Below are 15,957 nucleotides of genomic sequence, written 5' to 3'. Positions count from 1 at the left end.
CTTTGAAAATCACGCTACTGAGCGATGCTGGAGCGCGGACTCACGTTTCGCCTGGCTCTGCTCACGCCGAGAGCGGGTTATTCGAGGTGGCCTTATAGCGCGTATCTCTGGCACCAGCCTCTGTTTGCAATGGCGCGACACCGGAGCCTGCATGAGCCTGGCCTGATGGCGTTCACGCTGCTGGGACTATGCTCACTGGGGCTTGGTTACGCGAGTTGGAAGTTCGTGGAAGCGCCGTTTCGGGACAAGAAGCGCTTCAGCAGGCAGAAGATATTCGCCTTTTCTGGCGTTGGCATGGCTGCTTTCCTGTGTTTCGGCATGTCGGGTGATCTGACTGACGGATTTCGCGGCCGGGAAAAATGGAATGGCGTCGAGCATGCGTTCGATACCCAGCAGGAGCGGGGAAGTGGCGAGAAATTCTGTCGAGCGGCGGCTTTGCAGTCACCGCTGGGGCCGCGCGTATGCATTATTGGGGATGCCTCAAAACGGCCGGTTGGTGTGCTGTGGGGAGACTCATACGCCGGCGCGCTCTTGTATGGCCTGAACAAGGAACTGCATCAGGCCGGGCAAGCCTACTACGCTGTCCTGAGCGATGGCTGCATCCCAATACCCGGCATCGAGCGCATCGATACCAAAGCAGAATTCGGTTGCAGTGCAGAGCGCCACCTCAAATTTGTCGAAGAATTCCTGCGCCAGGAGGCTTTGCAAACGGTTGTCTGGGTCGGCAGATTTTCGAAAGTGTTGGACGGGGCATCAAACAAGAGCTTCGCCATTGACGGGCATGCGCCGACCTCTTCCCGAATCAAACAACGAATCATCGACACGCTGCAGCGTTTCAAGGCGGCGGACAAGCACGTTGTGTTCGTCGGGGATACGCCAATGTTCCCGCATCTGGTGGCGGAGTATGCCATCCGACGGTACGCTGCTACCGATGGCGACCACAAGGCGATGGTACAGAAAGTAAGTCGGATCAGTATGACCAGCGCGATGAACCAATCCGACTTGTTGATCGAGGCGCATCGGCATGCAAAGGTAGTGGACGGGCTTGAGTTGTTCTGTAGTGACAGCGTTTGCGAATCGCACGATGCCAGTGGACGCGCCCTGTTCATCGACAGGAATCACGTTTCGCATATCGGCTCAGAGCGATTGGCCAAAGAGGTCATGCGCCAGTTGAGCTCGCCGGTTGCGCGCAACACCCACAGTGATAGACCGGGTTTGATCAGGTAAGGATAGGGGCCTTCCATGCCAAGTCGGTGTGCGCAGGCCCGGGATCCTGAAATGTCCTACGCCGCAAGCAGCTTCTCGATATCGCCCTTCAGTTCTTCAGGCTTGGTGGCCGGCGCGTAGCGCTTGACCACCATGCCGTTCCGGTCGACCAGGAACTTGGTGAAGTTCCATTTGATCGCCTCGGTACCCAGCACGCCCGGCGCCTCGCCCTTCAGGAAACGGAACAGCGGGTGGGCGTCGTCGCCGTTGACGTCGATCTTGGCAAACATCGGGAAGGTCACGCCGTAGTTCTTTTCGCAGAAGGCCCCGATTTCGGCCTCGCTGCCCGGTTCCTGGCGGCCGAACTGGTTGCACGGAAAACCCATCACCACCAGGCCCTGGTCGGCGTAGTGGCGCTGCAGTTCTTCCAGGCCCTGGTATTGCGGGGTGAAGCCGCAGGCGCTCGCGGTATTGACGATCAGGAGCGCCTTGCCGCGATAGCGGGCCAGGTCGACCGGCTGGCCGTCGAGCGCGGTGGCGTTGAAATCGTAGGCGTTCATGGCGTTCTCCTTGTCGTTGAAGCGCCGAGTTTACGCGAAGGCGGCGCCACGCGCACGCGTATTGACGCGATGTCGAAGCATGCATCATCGCGCTGACATTTATTTCGTCTTAGCATTTCTTAACGAATTTTGGGCAAATCGCGTGCGACAATTACGCTCGTTCAATTGTCCAGTATCCCGGGTTGTCATGCCACGTCACCGTTCTTCCGTTGTATTGTTCGCGCCGATCGTGGCGGGCACGCTGCTCGCTCCTGCCCAGGCCCAGCAGCCGCCCGCCGCCCCCATGCCGGTCGCCACGGCGCCGACGACTCCGGCGCCGGAAGCTCCTCCGGTGCAGGCCGAGGTCCCGGTCCAGTCGACGGTCTCGGTCAGCGCGGTGCGCTCGTCGAACCGCATCGACCGCCAGGCCTATGACGTCAAGAGCGATGCGGCCGCCACCAACGACACCATTGCCGACACCCTGAACAAGGTGCCGTCGGTCGCGGTCGACCCGGACGGCAACGTGACCCTGCGCGGCCGCAGCAATGTGCAGATCCTCATCGACGGCAAGCCATCCGCCATGATGCAGGGCGAGAACCGCGCCGCCGCCCTGGGCGCGCTGCCAGCCGCCGACCTCGAGTCGGTGGAAGTGATCAACAATCCCGGCGCGCAGTTCGGCAACGAAGGCGGCGGCGGGCCGATCATCAACCTCGTGATGCGGCGTGAACGCACGCCGGGCAGCTTCGGCGTGGTCAACGCCAATGCTGGCGCCGAGGGCCGCTTCAATGCCTCCACCTTCGGCAGCTACACGGGTGGACGCCTGAGCGTGCAGGGCGCGCTGTTCGGTCGCCGCGACAGCCGCGGCTCGACCGGCGAGACGACGCGCGACCGCATCGACCCGGCCACCGGCGCCGTGGCCAGCAGCATGCAGAGCTCGACCAGCGAGAACGACACCGAATCGGCCGGTTTCAACGGCTCCCTCAACTACAACCTGGGCGAGAAGGACGTGGTGTCGCTCAAGGCCAGCGTCAACGCCAACCGTCAGGAAGGCCTGTCGTCCGAGCGCTACCGCGGCACCGACGCATCCGGGGCGGTCGAGAGCGACTACCTGCGTTCGACCGTGCGCGACACCGAGAACCGCAGCTACAGCCTGAGCGCGAGTCTCGACCACAAGGGTACGCGTCCGGGCGAGATCTTCAAGACCGACCTGCGCCTGTCCGGCACCCGGGGCGAGGGCGACGCCCGCTTCGCCAGCGACTACACGGTGCGGCCGATCAATTCGTCCAATCCGCTGACCCGCCAGGACAACCTCAACGAGACCCGCATCATCGACTTCACCGGCGACTACGAGCGTCCGGGCGAAGCGGGCGTGCTCAAGCTGGGCTACAAGGTGGTCCGCAACAGCAGCGTGATCGACACCCGCTTCCTCGACGTCGATCCGGGCACCCTGTTCGAAAGCGTGAACGCATCTCGCACCAACCGCTTCGAGCTGGTCGACACCACGCTGGCCTTGTACGGCACCTGGCAGATGCGCCTGGGCGAAAAATGGGGCGTGCTGGGCGGCCTGCGCACCGAATACACCGATCTCGACATGGACCAGGTCACGACCGGGATCCAGGCCGGCAACCACTACCTGGAAGCGATCCCCAGCGCCTTCCTCACCTATGACCTGTCGGAGCGCACGGCGCTGCGCCTGAGCTACGCGCACCGCATCCGCCGTCCCGGCGCCGCGGACTTGAATCCCTTCGTGATCTACCGCGACGAAACGAACGTCTCGTCGGGCAATCCCGAGCTGATGCCCAGCGAGTCGGATTCGCTCGAACTGGGCGTCGAGACCAGGCTTGGCAACGTCGAGACCAATGTGCGCCTGTACGCGCGCCGCGACACCGATTTGATCTCGGAGCGCCGCTACTTCATCTCGGACACCGTGCTCTTGACCACGCGCGAAAACGCGGGCGCCAGCCGCTCGGGCGGCCTGGAATTCACCTTCAGCGGGCGCGCCACGTCCAAGCTGACGATCAATGCCAGCGGCAATATCGGCTATTCGGAGCAGTCGGTGCTCGGCAGCCTGGAGGACGACAAGCGCAGCGCGACCTCGATCGCCGGCCGCGCGCGCTTCAATTACCAGTTCAACCCGTCCAACAGCCTGCAACTGGTGCTCAATGCCCAGGGCAAGACGCTGTTCGGCGAGGGTTATCGCCAGCCGACCCGCACCGCGGACCTGAATTACCGGCATAACCTGAGCCAGGCCCTGAGCCTGGTCGTCAACGTCAACGACCTGTTCGATTCTCAGAAGTCGGAGTCGATCACCGAGACCGACAGCCTGCGCGAGTACAGCCTTCGGCGCCAGGACGGGCGCCTGGTTTATGTCGGCCTGTCGTACCGCTTCGGCACCTTCGGCGGCGGACGCGGCCCGCGTGGGCCGGGCGGGCGGGGCTTCGGTCCGCCGGGCGGCGGCATGGGGTCACAGTAAATATAGCCCGTCAATACTGGCGATATGCCGGATGAATAATTCGGGCAAGGCGGTTCAAGGCGGGCGAGCTATGACAGAATATCCGCACTTTTGTCCACTCCGTCCCGCCTTCGATGCTCAGACCAACGCTCATCGCGCTATCCATTTCGTCACTGTTCGCACTGCCCGCCGCCGCACAAGTCAGCCCGCCATCCGACCCGCCGCCGGCCAGCCTGGATACCATGCAGAAGGTCGAGGTCAAGGCCGACGCCAACAGCTACGATCCGCGGCGCGACGACACCGCCAGCCGCATCGTGGTCTCGAACGAAGAGATCAAGCGCTACGGCGACACCTCGGTGCTCGACGTCTTCAAGCGCCTGCCCGGCATCACCGTTGGCGGCGGCGGCGGCCGTGGGGCGGGCGAGATCCGCATGCGCGGCCTGGGCAGCGGCTACACGCAGATCCTGATCAACGGCGAGCGGGCCCCGGCCGGCTTCGACATCGACCAGCTCTCGCCCGACGTCATCGAACGGATCGAGATCCTGCGCGCGGCCAGCGCAGAATTTTCTACCCAGTCGATCGCCGGCACCATCAACATCGTGCTCAAGCGGGTGGTGCGAAAGGCGCAGCGCGAACTGCGGGTCGGCTACGGCAAGAGCGGGGACGCGAGCAACCCGAGCGCGAGCCTGAACATGTCGGACCGTCTCGACGCCCTGTCGTATTCGATCGGCGCCAGCGTCTGGCGCTACAACTTCGACCGCCCGCAACCGTACGAAGAAACGCAGCTTGACCCGCAGGGCCGGCTGACGCAGCTGCGCCGCACCGAGCAGACCGACAGCGGCAGCCCGCGGGGCTTGAACCTCACGCCGCGCCTGAACTGGACGCTCGAGAACGGCGACACGGTCAGCTGGCAGACGATGGTCTCGTACAACCGCAACGATTACCAGGGCGATGCCGTGACCACGACCGAGCTTGGCGCGCCGCCGCCGTACGACGTGCGCGACATGAACAGCGAGGGCAACCACGCGATGCTGCGCACGGACGTGAACTGGGTGCACAACCTGGAAGAGGGGGCGAAGCTCGACCTCAAGCTCGGCGTCAACGGCATGCGCAACCGCAGCGACTGGCGCGAATTCGATTACCAGCGCGATGACAACCTCGCTCGGCTGGCGCGCGATTCCAGCGTCCTGAGCGCGACCGATGAACGCGGCCTGACCTTGGTCGGCAAGTACACGACGCCATGGATGAAAGACCACGCGCTGGCGATGGGCTGGGATGCCGGCTACACGCGGCGCGATGACGAACGCGGCGAAATCGAGGTGTTCCCGCTGGCGGGGCGCGAGCTCGCAACGGACGAGGAATATGACGCCACCATCAAGCGCCTGGCGCTGTACGTCCAGGACGAGTGGAACGTCAGCAAGCAGTGGTCGATGTACGCCGGCCTGCGCTGGGAAGGGCTGGAGACGACCAGCGAGGGCAATACGTTCGAGACCAGCACCAACCGCGCCAGCGTGTTCTCGCCGCTGGCCCAGACCCTGTACAAGATCCCGGACAGCCGCGACCAGGTGCGCCTGGCGCTGACTCGCACCTTCAAGGCGCCGTCTGCGAGCAACCTGATCCCGCGTCGCTTCACGACGCCGAACAACAGCCAGACCCAGCCCGATTACCGCGGCAATCCCGACCTGCAGCCGGAACTGGCGACCGGCATCGACGCCGCCTACGAGCACTGGTGGGCCGAGAAGGCGCTGCTCAGCGCCAGCGTGTCGGTGCGCCGCATCGAGGACTATACGCGCCAGGGCCTGATCCTGGAGGACGGGCGCTGGATCCAGACCCCGGTCAACGACGGCGACGCGCTCACGCGCAGCCTGGAGCTGGAAGCGAAGTTTCCGCTGTCGGCGGTGTTGTCGAATTTGCTGACATCGGTGCCCGAGATCGACCTGCGCGCGAGCGTGTCGCGCAACTGGTCCGAGGTCGACGCGGTGCCGGGCCCGGACAACCGCCTGGACCAGCAGGTGCCGCTGTCGGCGACGCTCGGGATCGACTACAAGACGCGCGACGGCAAATTGAGTACCGGCGCCAGCTTCGCGTTCAAGGACGGTGGCCCGGTGCGCGTCAATCTGGAGCAGTCGCGCTACCAGAGCGTGCGGCGCGACCTGGACGTGTATGCGTTGTGGAAGTTCAATCCGAAGTACCAGCTGCGCCTGGCGGCGTCGAACCTGCTGCGCCAGGACGGCATCTCGGATTCACGCTATACCGATGAATTCGGGACGCTGCGCAGGACCAGTTTCAGTGAGGGGCAGACGATGGCGCGGGTGACGCTGGAGTCGCGGTTTTAAGCTGGCTGACCGACGGCGGCATGATTCGTCCGCCGGCCTCAAAACGTCGTTCCCGCGAAGGCGGGAACCTAAGTTTGCAGCGCAGCCGCTAGAGCAAATATCGGTGGCGACGCATGCACACTTGGGTTCCCGCCTGCGCGGGAACGACGTGCAGGCGGTGGTGGTGGAAAGAGATGGTGGCGGTACGTTGAAGTATACGGTGGCAGTATGCTGGTAGTCAGATCAACCCCAACTTCTCCGTCCCACTCGAAAAATCCCGATTTTTCGCGTGCTTGCTATTGAGCTTGATGTTCAGCCGCAGGTCGTTGACGGAGTCCGCATTGCGCAGCGCATCCTCATACGTGATCTTGTCCGCCTCGTACAGGTCGAACAAGGCCTGATCAAAAGTCTGCATGCCCAGCTCGCGCGACTTCTTCATGATTTCCTTGATCTCGTGCACCTCGCCCTTGAAGATGAGGTCCGAAATCAAGGGAGAGTTCAGCAGGATCTCGATCGCCACCACGCGCCCCTTGGCTTCCTTCTTTGGAATCAGGCGCTGCGAGATCAGGCCCTTGAGGTTCAGCGACAAATCCATCAGCAACTGCTGCCTGCGCTCTTCGGGGAAGAAGTTGATGATGCGGTCCAGCGCCTGGTTGGCGCTGTTGGCGTGCAGCGTGGCCAGGCACAGGTGGCCGGTCTCGGCGAAGGCGATCGCGTGCTCCATCGTCTCGCGGTCGCGGATCTCGCCGATCTGGATCACATCCGGCGCCTGGCGCAGCGAATTCTTCAGCGCCGCCTCGAAGCTGTCGGTGTCCACGCCCACTTCGCGCTGCGTGATCACGCAGTTCCTGTGCGGGTGGACGAATTCCACCGGGTCCTCGACCGTGATGATGTGGCCGTAGCTGTTTTCGTTGCGGTAGCCGACCATCGCCGCCAGCGTGGTCGACTTGCCCGAGCCCGTGGCGCCGACCATGATCACCAGGCCGCGCTTGGTCATCACGACGTCCTTGAGCGTGGCGGGCAGGTCGAGGTCTTCGAACTTCGGGATCGCGGTGGTGATCACGCGCAGCACCATGCCCACGCAACCCATCTGCATGAAGGCCGAGACGCGAAAGCGTCCCAGGTCGCCCGGCATGATCGCAAAGTTCGCCTCGCGCGTGAGCTCGAAGCCGGCCGCCTGCTTGTCGTTCATGATCGCGCGCGCCAGGTCGGCCGTGTGGCCGGCGGTGAGCGCCTGGTTCGAGACCGGCGTCATGCGCCCGTCGATCTTGATCGCCGGCGGAAAGCCCGCCGTGATGAACAGGTCCGAACCGCCCTTGCCGACCATCAGGCGCAGCAGGTCGAACATGAACTTGGATGCCTGGTCGCGTTCCATCTGGATGGTCCTTAGCCGAGGAAGTTTTCCGGGATCTTGGCCGCGGCGCGCGCGGCGCCGGTCGAGATCACGTTGCGGCGCACCAGATCCGTCAGGTTCTGGTCCAGCGTCTGCATGCCGGCGTTGCTGCCGGTCTGGATGGCCGAATACATCTGGGCGATCTTGGCTTCGCGGATCAGGTTGCGGATCGCCGGGGTGCCGATCATGATCTCGTGCGCCGCCACGCGGCCCGACCCGTCCTTGGTCTTGAGCAGGGTCTGCGAGATCACGGCCTGCAGCGATTCGGACAGCATCGCGCGCACCATCTCCTTTTCTTCGGCCGGGAACACGTCGACGATACGGTCGATGGTCTTGGCGGCCGACGAAGTGTGCAGGGTGCCGAACACCAGGTGGCCCGTCTCGGCCGCCGACAGCGCCAGGCGGATGGTCTCCAGGTCGCGCAATTCGCCGACCAGGATCGCGTCCGGGTCTTCGCGCAGCGCCGAGCGCAGCGCGTTGTTGAACGACAGCGTGTGCGGGCCGACTTCGCGCTGGTTGATCAGGCACTTCTTGGAATCGTGCACGAACTCGATCGGGTCTTCGATGGTGAGGATGTGGCCGTACTCGTTCTCGTTCAGGTGGTTCACCATCGCCGCCAGCGTGGTCGATTTACCGGAGCCGGTGGGGCCGGTCACCAGCACCAGGCCGCGCGGCTTCATCGCCAGGTCGGCGAAGATCCTGGGCGCGTTCAGTTCTTCCAGGCTCAGGATCTTGGAGGGAATCGTACGCAGCACGGCCGACGCGCCGCGTTCCTGGTTGAAGGCGTTCACGCGGAAGCGCGCGAGGCCGGGGATCGCGAACGAGAAGTCGCACTCGAGCACTTCTTCGTACTGCTTGCGCTGGCCGTCGTTCATGATGTCATAGATCATGCCGTGCACGTCCTTGTGCTCGAGCGGCGGCAGGTTAATGCGGCGCACGTCGCCATGCACGCGGATCATCGGTGGCAGGCCGGCCGACAGGTGCAGGTCCGACGCCTTGTTCTTGACCGAGAAGGCGAGTAATTCCGAAATGTCCATTTATAATCCCTGTGGCTCGAGGTGCGCCTTTGTCATCACCGCCGCTCGAAAAATATTTCCTATAGAAAATCATTATGTCCACAATCGCCGCCAACTTGCAAGCTGTCGAAGCGACAATCGGGGAGGCAGTGCAGGCCGCCGGTCGCGCCCGGGACGAGGTGCAATTACTTGCTGTCTCCAAGACGTTCCCCGCACAAGCCGTGCTGGATGCGATGGCGTCCGGACAACGTGCGTTCGGCGAAAATTATTTGCAAGAAGCGCTCGACAAGATCGCGAACGTCGCGCAGGCGCAACCCGATGCGCCGGTCGAATGGCATTTCATCGGCCCGATCCAGAGCAACAAGACGCGCCCGATCGCGGCCAATTTTCACTGGGTGCACACGGTCGAGCGCCTCAAGATCGCCCAGCGCCTGTCCGAGCAGCGCCCGCCCGAACTCGGCCCGTTGAACATCTGCCTGCAGGTGAACATCAGCGGCGAGGCCAGCAAGAGCGGCGCGCTTGAATCCGAGTTGCCTGAACTGGCGCGCGCCGTGGCGCAACTGCCGAACCTGCGCCTGCGCGGCCTGATGGCGATTCCCGAACGCGCGACCGAACCCGGGCAGCAGCGCGCCGCCTTTGCCCGCCTGCGCAAGCTGCACGACGCGCTGCGCGCCGACGGCCTGCCGCTCGATACGCTGTCGATGGGCATGTCGGGCGACATGGCCGCTGCCATCGCGGAAGGCGCGACCATCGTGCGCATCGGCAGCGCCATCTTTGGCGCACGCAACTACGAATAACAGGAAAAACACATGAAGATCACGTTCATCGGCGGTGGCAATATGGCCGCCGCGCTCATCTCGGGCATCGTCCGCCAGGTCGGCTCGGGCGCGAACATCCACGTCGTCGACCGCAACCCGGAAGCGCTGGAACGCCTGTCGCAGCAGTATGGCGTGCGCACCGCGACGGCGATCGACGCGCAGGTCCATGACAGCGAAGTCGTGGTGCTGGCGGTCAAGCCGCAGCAGATGCGCGAGGTCGCGGCCGAGCTGGCGCCGCACCTGCACCGCCAACTGGTGCTGTCGATCGCCGCAGGCATCCCCAGCCGCGACCTGTCGCGCTGGCTCGGCGGCTACGACGCGATCGTGCGCACGATGCCGAACACGCCGGCGCTGATCGGCATGGGCGTGACCGGCCTCGCGGCGCAGCCGGGCGTGAGCCAGGCCCAGCGCGCGCAGGCCGACACGGTGATGCGCGCGGTCGGCAAGACCGTGTGGCTCGATGACGAGGCGCTGATCGATCCGGTGACGGCGGTGTCGGGCAGCGGTCCGGCCTATGTGTTCTTCTTCCTCGAAGCGATGCAGGAGGCGGCCCTGCAAATGGGCTTGAACGCGGAGCAGGGCAGGGAGCTGGCGCTGGCCACCTTCACCGGCGCGGCGCAGCTCGCGGCGCAGTCGGACGAGCCGGTCGAGGTGCTGCGCCAGCGCGTGACCTCGAAGGGCGGCACCACGCATGCGGCGATCACCAGCATGGAAGCGGCAGGGGTCAAGGAGGCCATCGTCGCGGCGATGAAGGCGGCCGCGGCGCGTGGACGCGAGCTGGGTGAAGAGTTGGGCCGTGACTGAGAGGGTGTAGACAAAATCGAAGAAGTACCTATGGCATGTTATTCCAAATGACTGGATGCGGCTTAATTATTGGCTGCTAAGCGGGCGATCCTGAATCGACCATACATACTGCACATATGTCCATTGTGGCTCGGTCACACCCATTGGCAATCTGAATTGGCATTTCGCTAGGCTATAAAACGCTTCCTTGTCAAGTGCACGATAGCCAGAAGATTTAACTATCCGACTATCCAGAATTGCCCCGTCTACGTCCACAAGATATGAAACGGTAACCGTTCCTTGCTCTTCGTAGCGTAAAGAGGATTTAGGGTAAACGGGCTTGGCGCAATGTTTATCGCCCGGTCCTGGCCGCGTAACCGGCGGGATACGATCCAGACTGTACAGTGATTGCGCTGTTGCAGATGCACAAGACAAGAATGCAGCGAACGCACTGCCGGCAATCAGATGGATACGGTGTATGGTCATATTGCTTTCGTCGCAAGTAGGACTGCTTCCGCAGAGCATGAGTGTTCTTGGGTTTAGTATGCACCGCCAATTTACTTGGGAGGCAGGCAAGTGGTCCTGTGAATGCGCAACAAGCAACACACCCCTCGGGGCTCCAGTCGTGGAACAACCATGATCACGGTCAGGTCGCGCGAACATGAATACGTGGCGCCTGCCTTTGGGCTATCAGCTATGGGCAAGGAGATAATCTACTATGAGTGATAAAAGCCCGTCAGCTGTCCCCGCATCGCCAATGCGCCGGGCGCGCCGTCGAGCGCTTCGATGCTATGGGCGTCCCACGCGATACTGGCCGGCGAGGCGCGCGACGAGTGGCTGGTCGGACTGAAACGCATGCGCGGGCGTTGCCGCCAGCAGTCCAGGGACCAATGGAAAAGTAAGCGGCAGCGTGAGCCGCAGGATGGGCGTGTACATGACGTCCCCCAGCCGTATCGCCTGTCCGTTTGGACCGCGACGGGGAGGGGACGTTCAGCGCATGCTCAGTGCACTTCGAACTTGCGCCAGCCCAGCACCGGTAATACCTTCTGCGCCAGCTTGTAGGCGGACAGGGCGCCGGTCACCGCGCCGACGACCCACTTCGGCTTGGTGATCAAAAAGCCCAATCCCAGGCCGGCGGCGGCCAGGACGGCGGTCTTGTGCTGCGCCACGTAGCCGGGGGCGCCGCCCAGTTCGGCCGGATGGCGCAGCAGCGCCACGTCGTGCGCCATCTGCGCGCGCTGTTCTGCGCACTGGGCGGCGAGCAGGCGGCGGCGCGCCGCCAGGGTCTCATTGCTGCTCATTGTTCGGCTCTCCTTTGACGGCTTGCGCATCCTTGCGCAGTTCGGCCAGCGTGGCGGCCATGAGCGGCGGACGGGTTGTCAGGTCGCCGCGCACCTTGAAGAAGGCCAGCAGGCCGGCCAGGGCGAACAGCCCCGTCATGACGCCGATCGCCAGCAGGCGATGGGTATCCCAGAACAGGACCAGCACGAACAGGATCGCCAGCAATACCGCGACCACCGCGAAAAAGGCGGCCGCAACGCCCCAGGCCAGATAGCCGATCAGCCGGTGCGTCTCTTCCTGCAGCTCGATGGCTGCCAGTTCCAACCTGGTCCGCACCATGGCGAGCAGGTTGGATCCTATCCTTCCGATGGTCGCGGAAATCGTCATCGTCGTCCTTCGTCTTATTTACGCGCGATCAGCATGCCGATCACGACGCCGATGGCGGCGCCCAGGCCGACCGACTTCCATGGATTGTCCTTGACGTATTCGTCGGTGGCCTTGGCGGCGACCTTGGTGCGCTCGACCACGGTTTCTTCGGCATGGATCAGGCTGGTCTTGGCGGACGACAGGGTCTGCTCGAACTTGACCTTGGCGGCCTTCAGCTCATCGCCGGTCAGCTGGCCGCCGTTGCGCAGCCAGGATTCAGCGTCGTGGATCACGGTCTTCAGGTCGCTGACCAGTTGGTCGCGGGTGCCGGTCTGGGTCGGGATTTTTTCGATCATCATGGGCCTCTTGTGTGTGGTGGGTGAATGCATTTTGGACAATATTAACCTAATGCATAGTCGAGCGCGACACCAATGAACAGTGCGGCCCCCAGCCAGTTGTTGTGGCGGAACGCCTTGAAGCACTTCATGCGGTCGCGATCGCGGATCAGGGTGTAGTGGTAGAGCGCGATGCAGCCCGCCACCGCCACCCCGGCCACGAACCACCAGCGCAGGCCCAGCGACCAGCCGCACAGCAGCAGGATCGCCAGCGAGGCGCCGTAGCACAGCATGATCGCGGCCACGTCGAAGCGCCCGAAGGTGATCGCCGAGGTGCGCATGCCGAGCCGAAGGTCGTCGTCGCGGTCGACCATGGCGTAGGCGGTGTCGTAGGCCACGGCCCAGAACACGTTGGCCACCAGCAGCCACCAGGCCACGGCCGGCACCTGGTTCTGCACGGCGGCGAAGGCCATCGGGATGCCGAAGCCGAAGGCGATGCCGAGATAGGCCTGGGGAATCGCGAAGAAGCGCTTGAAATAGGGATAGGTGCCGGCCACCACCACCGCCACCACCGACAGCTGCTTGGTCAGCGCATTCAGCGGCAGGATCAACAGGAACGACACGATGGCCAGCACCGCCGCCACCATCACCGCTTCCTTGCCGCTGATCTTGCCGCTGGTGAGCGGGCGGTCGACGGTGCGCTTGACGTGGCGGTCGAAGTCGCGGTCGGCGTAGTCGTTGATGGCGCAGCCGCTTGACCGCATCAGCGCCGTGCCGACGACGAAGATCGCCAGCACCTGCAGGTCCGGCACGCCGCCGGACGCCATCCACAGCGCCCACAGGGTCGGCCACAGCAGCAGCAGGATGCCGATCGGCTTGTCGGCCCGCACCAGGCGGAAGTAGAGCGCCAGCTTGTTCATGGGGAGTCGCGTCTTGCCAAGCAAGAATTGTTGAGCAGAAGACAGCGATTCTAGCCGGTTTAGACGGGTGCCGCCCGTTCGATCCAGTCCATACGGACGCATTTATCGTGCTTGAAAGCGCTGTGCATGCATCGCGTGCGGGACACCCGTTGGTTGTCTTTCTGTCGTCATCAATCTGACATGTTTGTTTGTTTTAATGCATCAGTCCTACCGGGGGTGGTAGGAACGGCCCCCGATGCATGGGCGCTGCCAAGACACCAGACGCCGGGCCACCGGCTCGATCCTACTCTGTGGAGCTTCTCAATGAACGAACACGCTATGTCGCCTTCGCGGCGCAACCTGCTCAAGGGCATGGCCGGCGCCTCCGCGCTGCCTTTCGTCGGCGCCTTCGCCGCGCTGCACGCCCGCGAGGCGCTTGCGGCCAATGGCGCGACCGCCCTGGTCGACAGCCCTTACGGCCCGATCGCCCCGGTCAACGACCTGGCCACCGGCCTGCCACTGCTGCAACTGCCGCCGGGCTTCAGCTACAAGAGCTATGGCTGGCGCGGCGACCCCATGAGCGACGGCCATCCCTGCCCGGGCGGCCATGACGGCATGGGCGTGATCGTCACGCGCAAGGCTGGCCGCGGCACCGAGCAGGTGTTGGTGCGCAATCATGAAATCAGCGGCAGCGCCGCTGTCAATTTCATCAATGCCTATGGCCTGTACGACACCGGCAATGTGAGCGGCAGCTCGGCCAACCGTTCCTGCGGCGGCACCACCAACCTGGTGTTTCGCGACGGCGACTGGGTCAGCATGACCCCAAGCCTGGGCGGCACCCAGCAGAACTGCGCCGGCGGCATCACCCCCTGGGGCACCTGGCTGACCTGCGAGGAGATAGGTTCGGACGCGGTCAGCGCCGGCGGCAAGAAGCACGGCTACGTGTTCGAGGTCACGGCCGATCCGCAGCAGGTCAGCGGCCAGCCGATCGTCAATATGGGCCGCTTCGCGCACGAAGCCGCCGCCGTCGATCCGAGCAACTGCAACGTCTACCTGACCGAGGATTCCTCGGGCAAGTCGGGCTTCTACCGCTACGTCCCCGACGTCAAGACCGGCGCGCCCGGTTCGCTGGCCATGGGCGGCGTGCTCGAAATGGCCAAGGTCAAGGGCCGCAACAACGTCAACCTGGCGGTGGCGTCGGTCGACGACACCTATGCGCTGGAGTGGGTGCCGATCGCCAATCCGGACGCCAACCGCGGCAACGGCACCGGCCCGGATGGCGAAACCATCAACGGCGCCGCCGGCCCCTTCGTGCAGGGCTGGACGAAAGGCGCGCTGCGCATGAACCGCGGCGAAGGCATCTGGTATGCCCAGGGCAAGATGTACGTGATGGACACCTCGGGCGGCCACGTCAACCGCGGCGCGATCTGGGAACTCGACCTGGCGCACCAGACCCTCAGGTGCATCTATTCGAGCCCGAGCCAGCTGGTGGGCAATATGGGCGACAACCTGACGGTCAGCCCGCGCAACGCGATCCTGATCTGCGAAGACGCGTCGAGCGCCATCACCGACCACTTCGGCTACGGCCAGCGCCTGATGGGCCTGACGGGCGCCGGCGACGCCTACATCTTCGCCAAGAACAACATCAACCTGACGGCGGCCCAACTGCAGGGCGCCGGCAAGCTGCCTTCGCTCGCCGGCGACCGGCGCGGCAACGAATTCGCCGGCGCCTGCTTCGACCCGACCGGCCGCTACCTGTTCGTGAACATCCAGACCCCGGGCGTGACCTTCGCGATCTCGGGCCCGTGGGCCAGGGGCCCGCTGTAAACGCCACCTTTACCTCCACTTTTTTATAAAGGAAAACGAACATGAACATGAACAAATTCGTCGCCGCCGCCGCCATCGCCCTGGGCGCGCTGGCCTTCCCGCACGCCGCCGGCGCCGTCGTCTTGACGAGCAGCAGCGGCGCCAATCTCGTGACCGACTATAGCGACGCCGGCGTCGTGTCGTTCGACCTCGACCTGCGCGATTTCAGCACCACCACGCTCAACTTCGTGCTGGAAGAATCCGACCTGGCCGGCCCGCTGAACTTCAGCGCGATCATCCGCAACCTGGTGGGCCTGTCCATGCACCAGTTCACCTTCGGCCTGCAGGGCATCCGCTATGCGGCGCCTGGCAGCGTGTCCTCGTTCTCGGGCGCCCAGGCCAGCTATTCGAGCGATGTCGCCGTCATCCAGTTCGCCAATGGCGAAACGGCCGACACGCTGTTCGGCAATCCGACCCTGCTGGATGGCCGCAGCGACTGGCTGCTCGATACCAGCGGCCTGGCGGCGGGCGACACCTTCTCGATCGTGGCGCAGGTGCCGGAACCGTCGACCGTGGCCATGGTGTTGCCGCTGCTGGCGGGCCTGCTGCTGGGGCGCCGCCGCAAGCGCGGTTGAGCGTCGGACCGGCGACGGCCCAGGCGACCAGGAAGATGGCCGACAACCGGGCGGTTGCCGCGCATTGGGCGGGATTACGCGTGAAATCAGCGTAGAAGCGAGCGTAGAAGGCT

General features: G+C 64.1%; 15 protein-coding genes. 7 read left to right on the top strand and 8 right to left on the bottom strand.

Going from position 1 to position 15,957, the window contains the following annotated elements; all coding sequences use genetic code 11:
- Positions 1-165 precede the first annotated feature (165 nt).
- The gene (locus ACZ9AQ_RS15025; protein WP_429203947.1) at positions 166-1,227 is read left to right on the top strand and encodes an SGNH hydrolase domain-containing protein; all 1,062 of its coding nucleotides are present in this window, start codon (positions 166-168) and stop codon (positions 1,225-1,227) included.
- A 56-nt stretch (positions 1,228-1,283) separates the two neighbouring features.
- On the opposite strand, the gene ACZ9AQ_RS15020 is transcribed toward ACZ9AQ_RS15025, so the two are convergent.
- A complete protein-coding gene (locus ACZ9AQ_RS15020; RefSeq protein ID WP_429203948.1) occupies positions 1,284-1,766 on the bottom strand; it encodes a glutathione peroxidase in 483 nt (160 codons plus the stop codon).
- A 187-nt stretch (positions 1,767-1,953) separates the two neighbouring features.
- On the opposite strand from ACZ9AQ_RS15020, the gene ACZ9AQ_RS15015 reads away from it, so the two are divergent.
- On the top strand, positions 1,954-4,218 hold the full coding sequence (locus ACZ9AQ_RS15015) for a TonB-dependent receptor domain-containing protein (RefSeq protein WP_429203949.1): 2,265 nt from the start codon (positions 1,954-1,956) through the stop codon (positions 4,216-4,218).
- Positions 4,219-4,331: 113 nt separating this feature from the next.
- Positions 4,332-6,533 carry a TonB-dependent receptor plug domain-containing protein gene (locus ACZ9AQ_RS15010; RefSeq protein WP_476108144.1) on the top strand — a complete coding sequence of 734 codons (2,202 nt, stop codon included), beginning with the start codon at positions 4,332-4,334 and terminating at the stop codon, positions 6,531-6,533.
- Between the two features lie 217 nt (positions 6,534-6,750).
- On the opposite strand, the gene ACZ9AQ_RS15005 is transcribed toward ACZ9AQ_RS15010, so the two are convergent.
- Entirely contained in the window at positions 6,751-7,887 is a 1,137-nt protein-coding gene (locus ACZ9AQ_RS15005; protein ID WP_429203951.1) for a PilT/PilU family type 4a pilus ATPase, read from the bottom strand.
- An 11-nt stretch (positions 7,888-7,898) separates the two neighbouring features.
- Positions 7,899-8,942, bottom strand: coding sequence for a type IV pilus twitching motility protein PilT (locus tag ACZ9AQ_RS15000; RefSeq protein WP_429203952.1), 1,044 nt, complete (start codon positions 8,940-8,942; stop codon positions 7,899-7,901).
- Positions 8,943-9,016: 74 nt separating this feature from the next.
- Here ACZ9AQ_RS15000 and ACZ9AQ_RS14995 point away from each other — a divergent pair, with 74 nt between their 5' ends.
- Positions 9,017-9,718, top strand: coding sequence for a YggS family pyridoxal phosphate-dependent enzyme (locus tag ACZ9AQ_RS14995; protein ID WP_429203954.1), 702 nt, complete (start codon positions 9,017-9,019; stop codon positions 9,716-9,718).
- 12 nt (positions 9,719-9,730) lie between these two features.
- Positions 9,731-10,543, top strand: coding sequence for a pyrroline-5-carboxylate reductase (proC, locus tag ACZ9AQ_RS14990; RefSeq protein WP_429203955.1), 813 nt, complete (start codon positions 9,731-9,733; stop codon positions 10,541-10,543).
- A 66-nt stretch (positions 10,544-10,609) separates the two neighbouring features.
- Here proC and ACZ9AQ_RS14985 read toward each other — a convergent pair whose 3' ends face one another.
- From ACZ9AQ_RS14985 to ubiA, 5 genes are all read right to left on the bottom strand, one after another.
- Positions 10,610-11,008, bottom strand: coding sequence for an energy transducer TonB (locus ACZ9AQ_RS14985; protein WP_476108141.1), 399 nt, complete (start codon positions 11,006-11,008; stop codon positions 10,610-10,612).
- A gap of 515 nt (positions 11,009-11,523) precedes the next feature.
- Positions 11,524-11,823 (bottom strand): hypothetical protein, encoded by a 300-nt coding sequence (locus ACZ9AQ_RS14980; RefSeq protein ID WP_429203958.1) that lies wholly within the window; start codon positions 11,821-11,823, stop codon positions 11,524-11,526.
- Positions 11,810-12,190, bottom strand: coding sequence for a phage holin family protein (locus tag ACZ9AQ_RS14975; RefSeq protein WP_429203959.1), 381 nt, complete (start codon positions 12,188-12,190; stop codon positions 11,810-11,812). Before ACZ9AQ_RS14975 ends, ACZ9AQ_RS14980 begins: the two co-directional genes overlap by 14 nt.
- A 14-nt stretch (positions 12,191-12,204) precedes the next feature.
- Positions 12,205-12,528 (bottom strand): ElaB/YgaM/YqjD family protein, encoded by a 324-nt coding sequence (locus tag ACZ9AQ_RS14970; RefSeq protein WP_429203960.1) that lies wholly within the window; start codon positions 12,526-12,528, stop codon positions 12,205-12,207.
- Between the two features lie 41 nt (positions 12,529-12,569).
- Positions 12,570-13,424 carry a 4-hydroxybenzoate octaprenyltransferase gene (ubiA, locus tag ACZ9AQ_RS14965; protein WP_429203961.1) on the bottom strand — a complete coding sequence of 285 codons (855 nt, stop codon included), beginning with the start codon at positions 13,422-13,424 and terminating at the stop codon, positions 12,570-12,572.
- Positions 13,425-13,727: 303 nt separating this feature from the next.
- Here ubiA and ACZ9AQ_RS14960 point away from each other — a divergent pair, with 303 nt between their 5' ends.
- On the top strand, positions 13,728-15,230 hold the full coding sequence (locus tag ACZ9AQ_RS14960) for a PhoX family protein (protein WP_429203962.1): 1,503 nt from the start codon (positions 13,728-13,730) through the stop codon (positions 15,228-15,230).
- A 41-nt stretch (positions 15,231-15,271) separates the two neighbouring features.
- Complete coding sequence (locus tag ACZ9AQ_RS14955) at positions 15,272-15,844, top strand: PEP-CTERM sorting domain-containing protein (RefSeq protein WP_429203963.1); 573 nt, start codon at positions 15,272-15,274, stop codon at positions 15,842-15,844.
- The last annotated feature ends 113 nt before the right edge of the window (positions 15,845-15,957 follow it).

The organism is Massilia sp. UYP34, assembly GCF_056279385.1.
This window is presented reverse-complemented; position numbering and strand designations above follow the sequence as displayed.

Bases quoted from the DNA above. Each gene is read 5' to 3' on its own strand.
- ACZ9AQ_RS15000 (WP_429203952.1), bottom strand. From the start codon at position 8,942: ATGGACATTTCGGAATTACTCGCCTTCTCGGTCAAGAACAAGGCGTCG.
- ACZ9AQ_RS14955 (WP_429203963.1), top strand. From the start codon at position 15,272: ATGAACATGAACAAATTCGTCGCCGCCGCCGCCATCGCCCTGGGCGCG.
- ACZ9AQ_RS15010 (WP_476108144.1), top strand. From the start codon at position 4,332: ATGCTCAGACCAACGCTCATCGCGCTATCCATTTCGTCACTGTTCGCA.
- ACZ9AQ_RS15005 (WP_429203951.1), bottom strand. From the start codon at position 7,887: ATGGAACGCGACCAGGCATCCAAGTTCATGTTCGACCTGCTGCGCCTG.
- ACZ9AQ_RS14970 (WP_429203960.1), bottom strand. From the start codon at position 12,528: ATGATGATCGAAAAAATCCCGACCCAGACCGGCACCCGCGACCAACTG.
- ACZ9AQ_RS14960 (WP_429203962.1), top strand. From the start codon at position 13,728: ATGAACGAACACGCTATGTCGCCTTCGCGGCGCAACCTGCTCAAGGGC.
- ACZ9AQ_RS15020 (WP_429203948.1), bottom strand. From the start codon at position 1,766: ATGAACGCCTACGATTTCAACGCCACCGCGCTCGACGGCCAGCCGGTC.
- ACZ9AQ_RS14975 (WP_429203959.1), bottom strand. From the start codon at position 12,190: ATGACGATTTCCGCGACCATCGGAAGGATAGGATCCAACCTGCTCGCC.
- ACZ9AQ_RS15025 (WP_429203947.1), top strand. From the start codon at position 166: ATGGCGTTCACGCTGCTGGGACTATGCTCACTGGGGCTTGGTTACGCG.
- ACZ9AQ_RS15015 (WP_429203949.1), top strand. From the start codon at position 1,954: ATGCCACGTCACCGTTCTTCCGTTGTATTGTTCGCGCCGATCGTGGCG.
- proC (WP_429203955.1), top strand. From the start codon at position 9,731: ATGAAGATCACGTTCATCGGCGGTGGCAATATGGCCGCCGCGCTCATC.
- ACZ9AQ_RS14985 (WP_476108141.1), bottom strand. From the start codon at position 11,008: ATGACCATACACCGTATCCATCTGATTGCCGGCAGTGCGTTCGCTGCA.
- ACZ9AQ_RS14995 (WP_429203954.1), top strand. From the start codon at position 9,017: ATGTCCACAATCGCCGCCAACTTGCAAGCTGTCGAAGCGACAATCGGG.
- ubiA (WP_429203961.1), bottom strand. From the start codon at position 13,424: ATGAACAAGCTGGCGCTCTACTTCCGCCTGGTGCGGGCCGACAAGCCG.
- ACZ9AQ_RS14980 (WP_429203958.1), bottom strand. From the start codon at position 11,823: ATGAGCAGCAATGAGACCCTGGCGGCGCGCCGCCGCCTGCTCGCCGCC.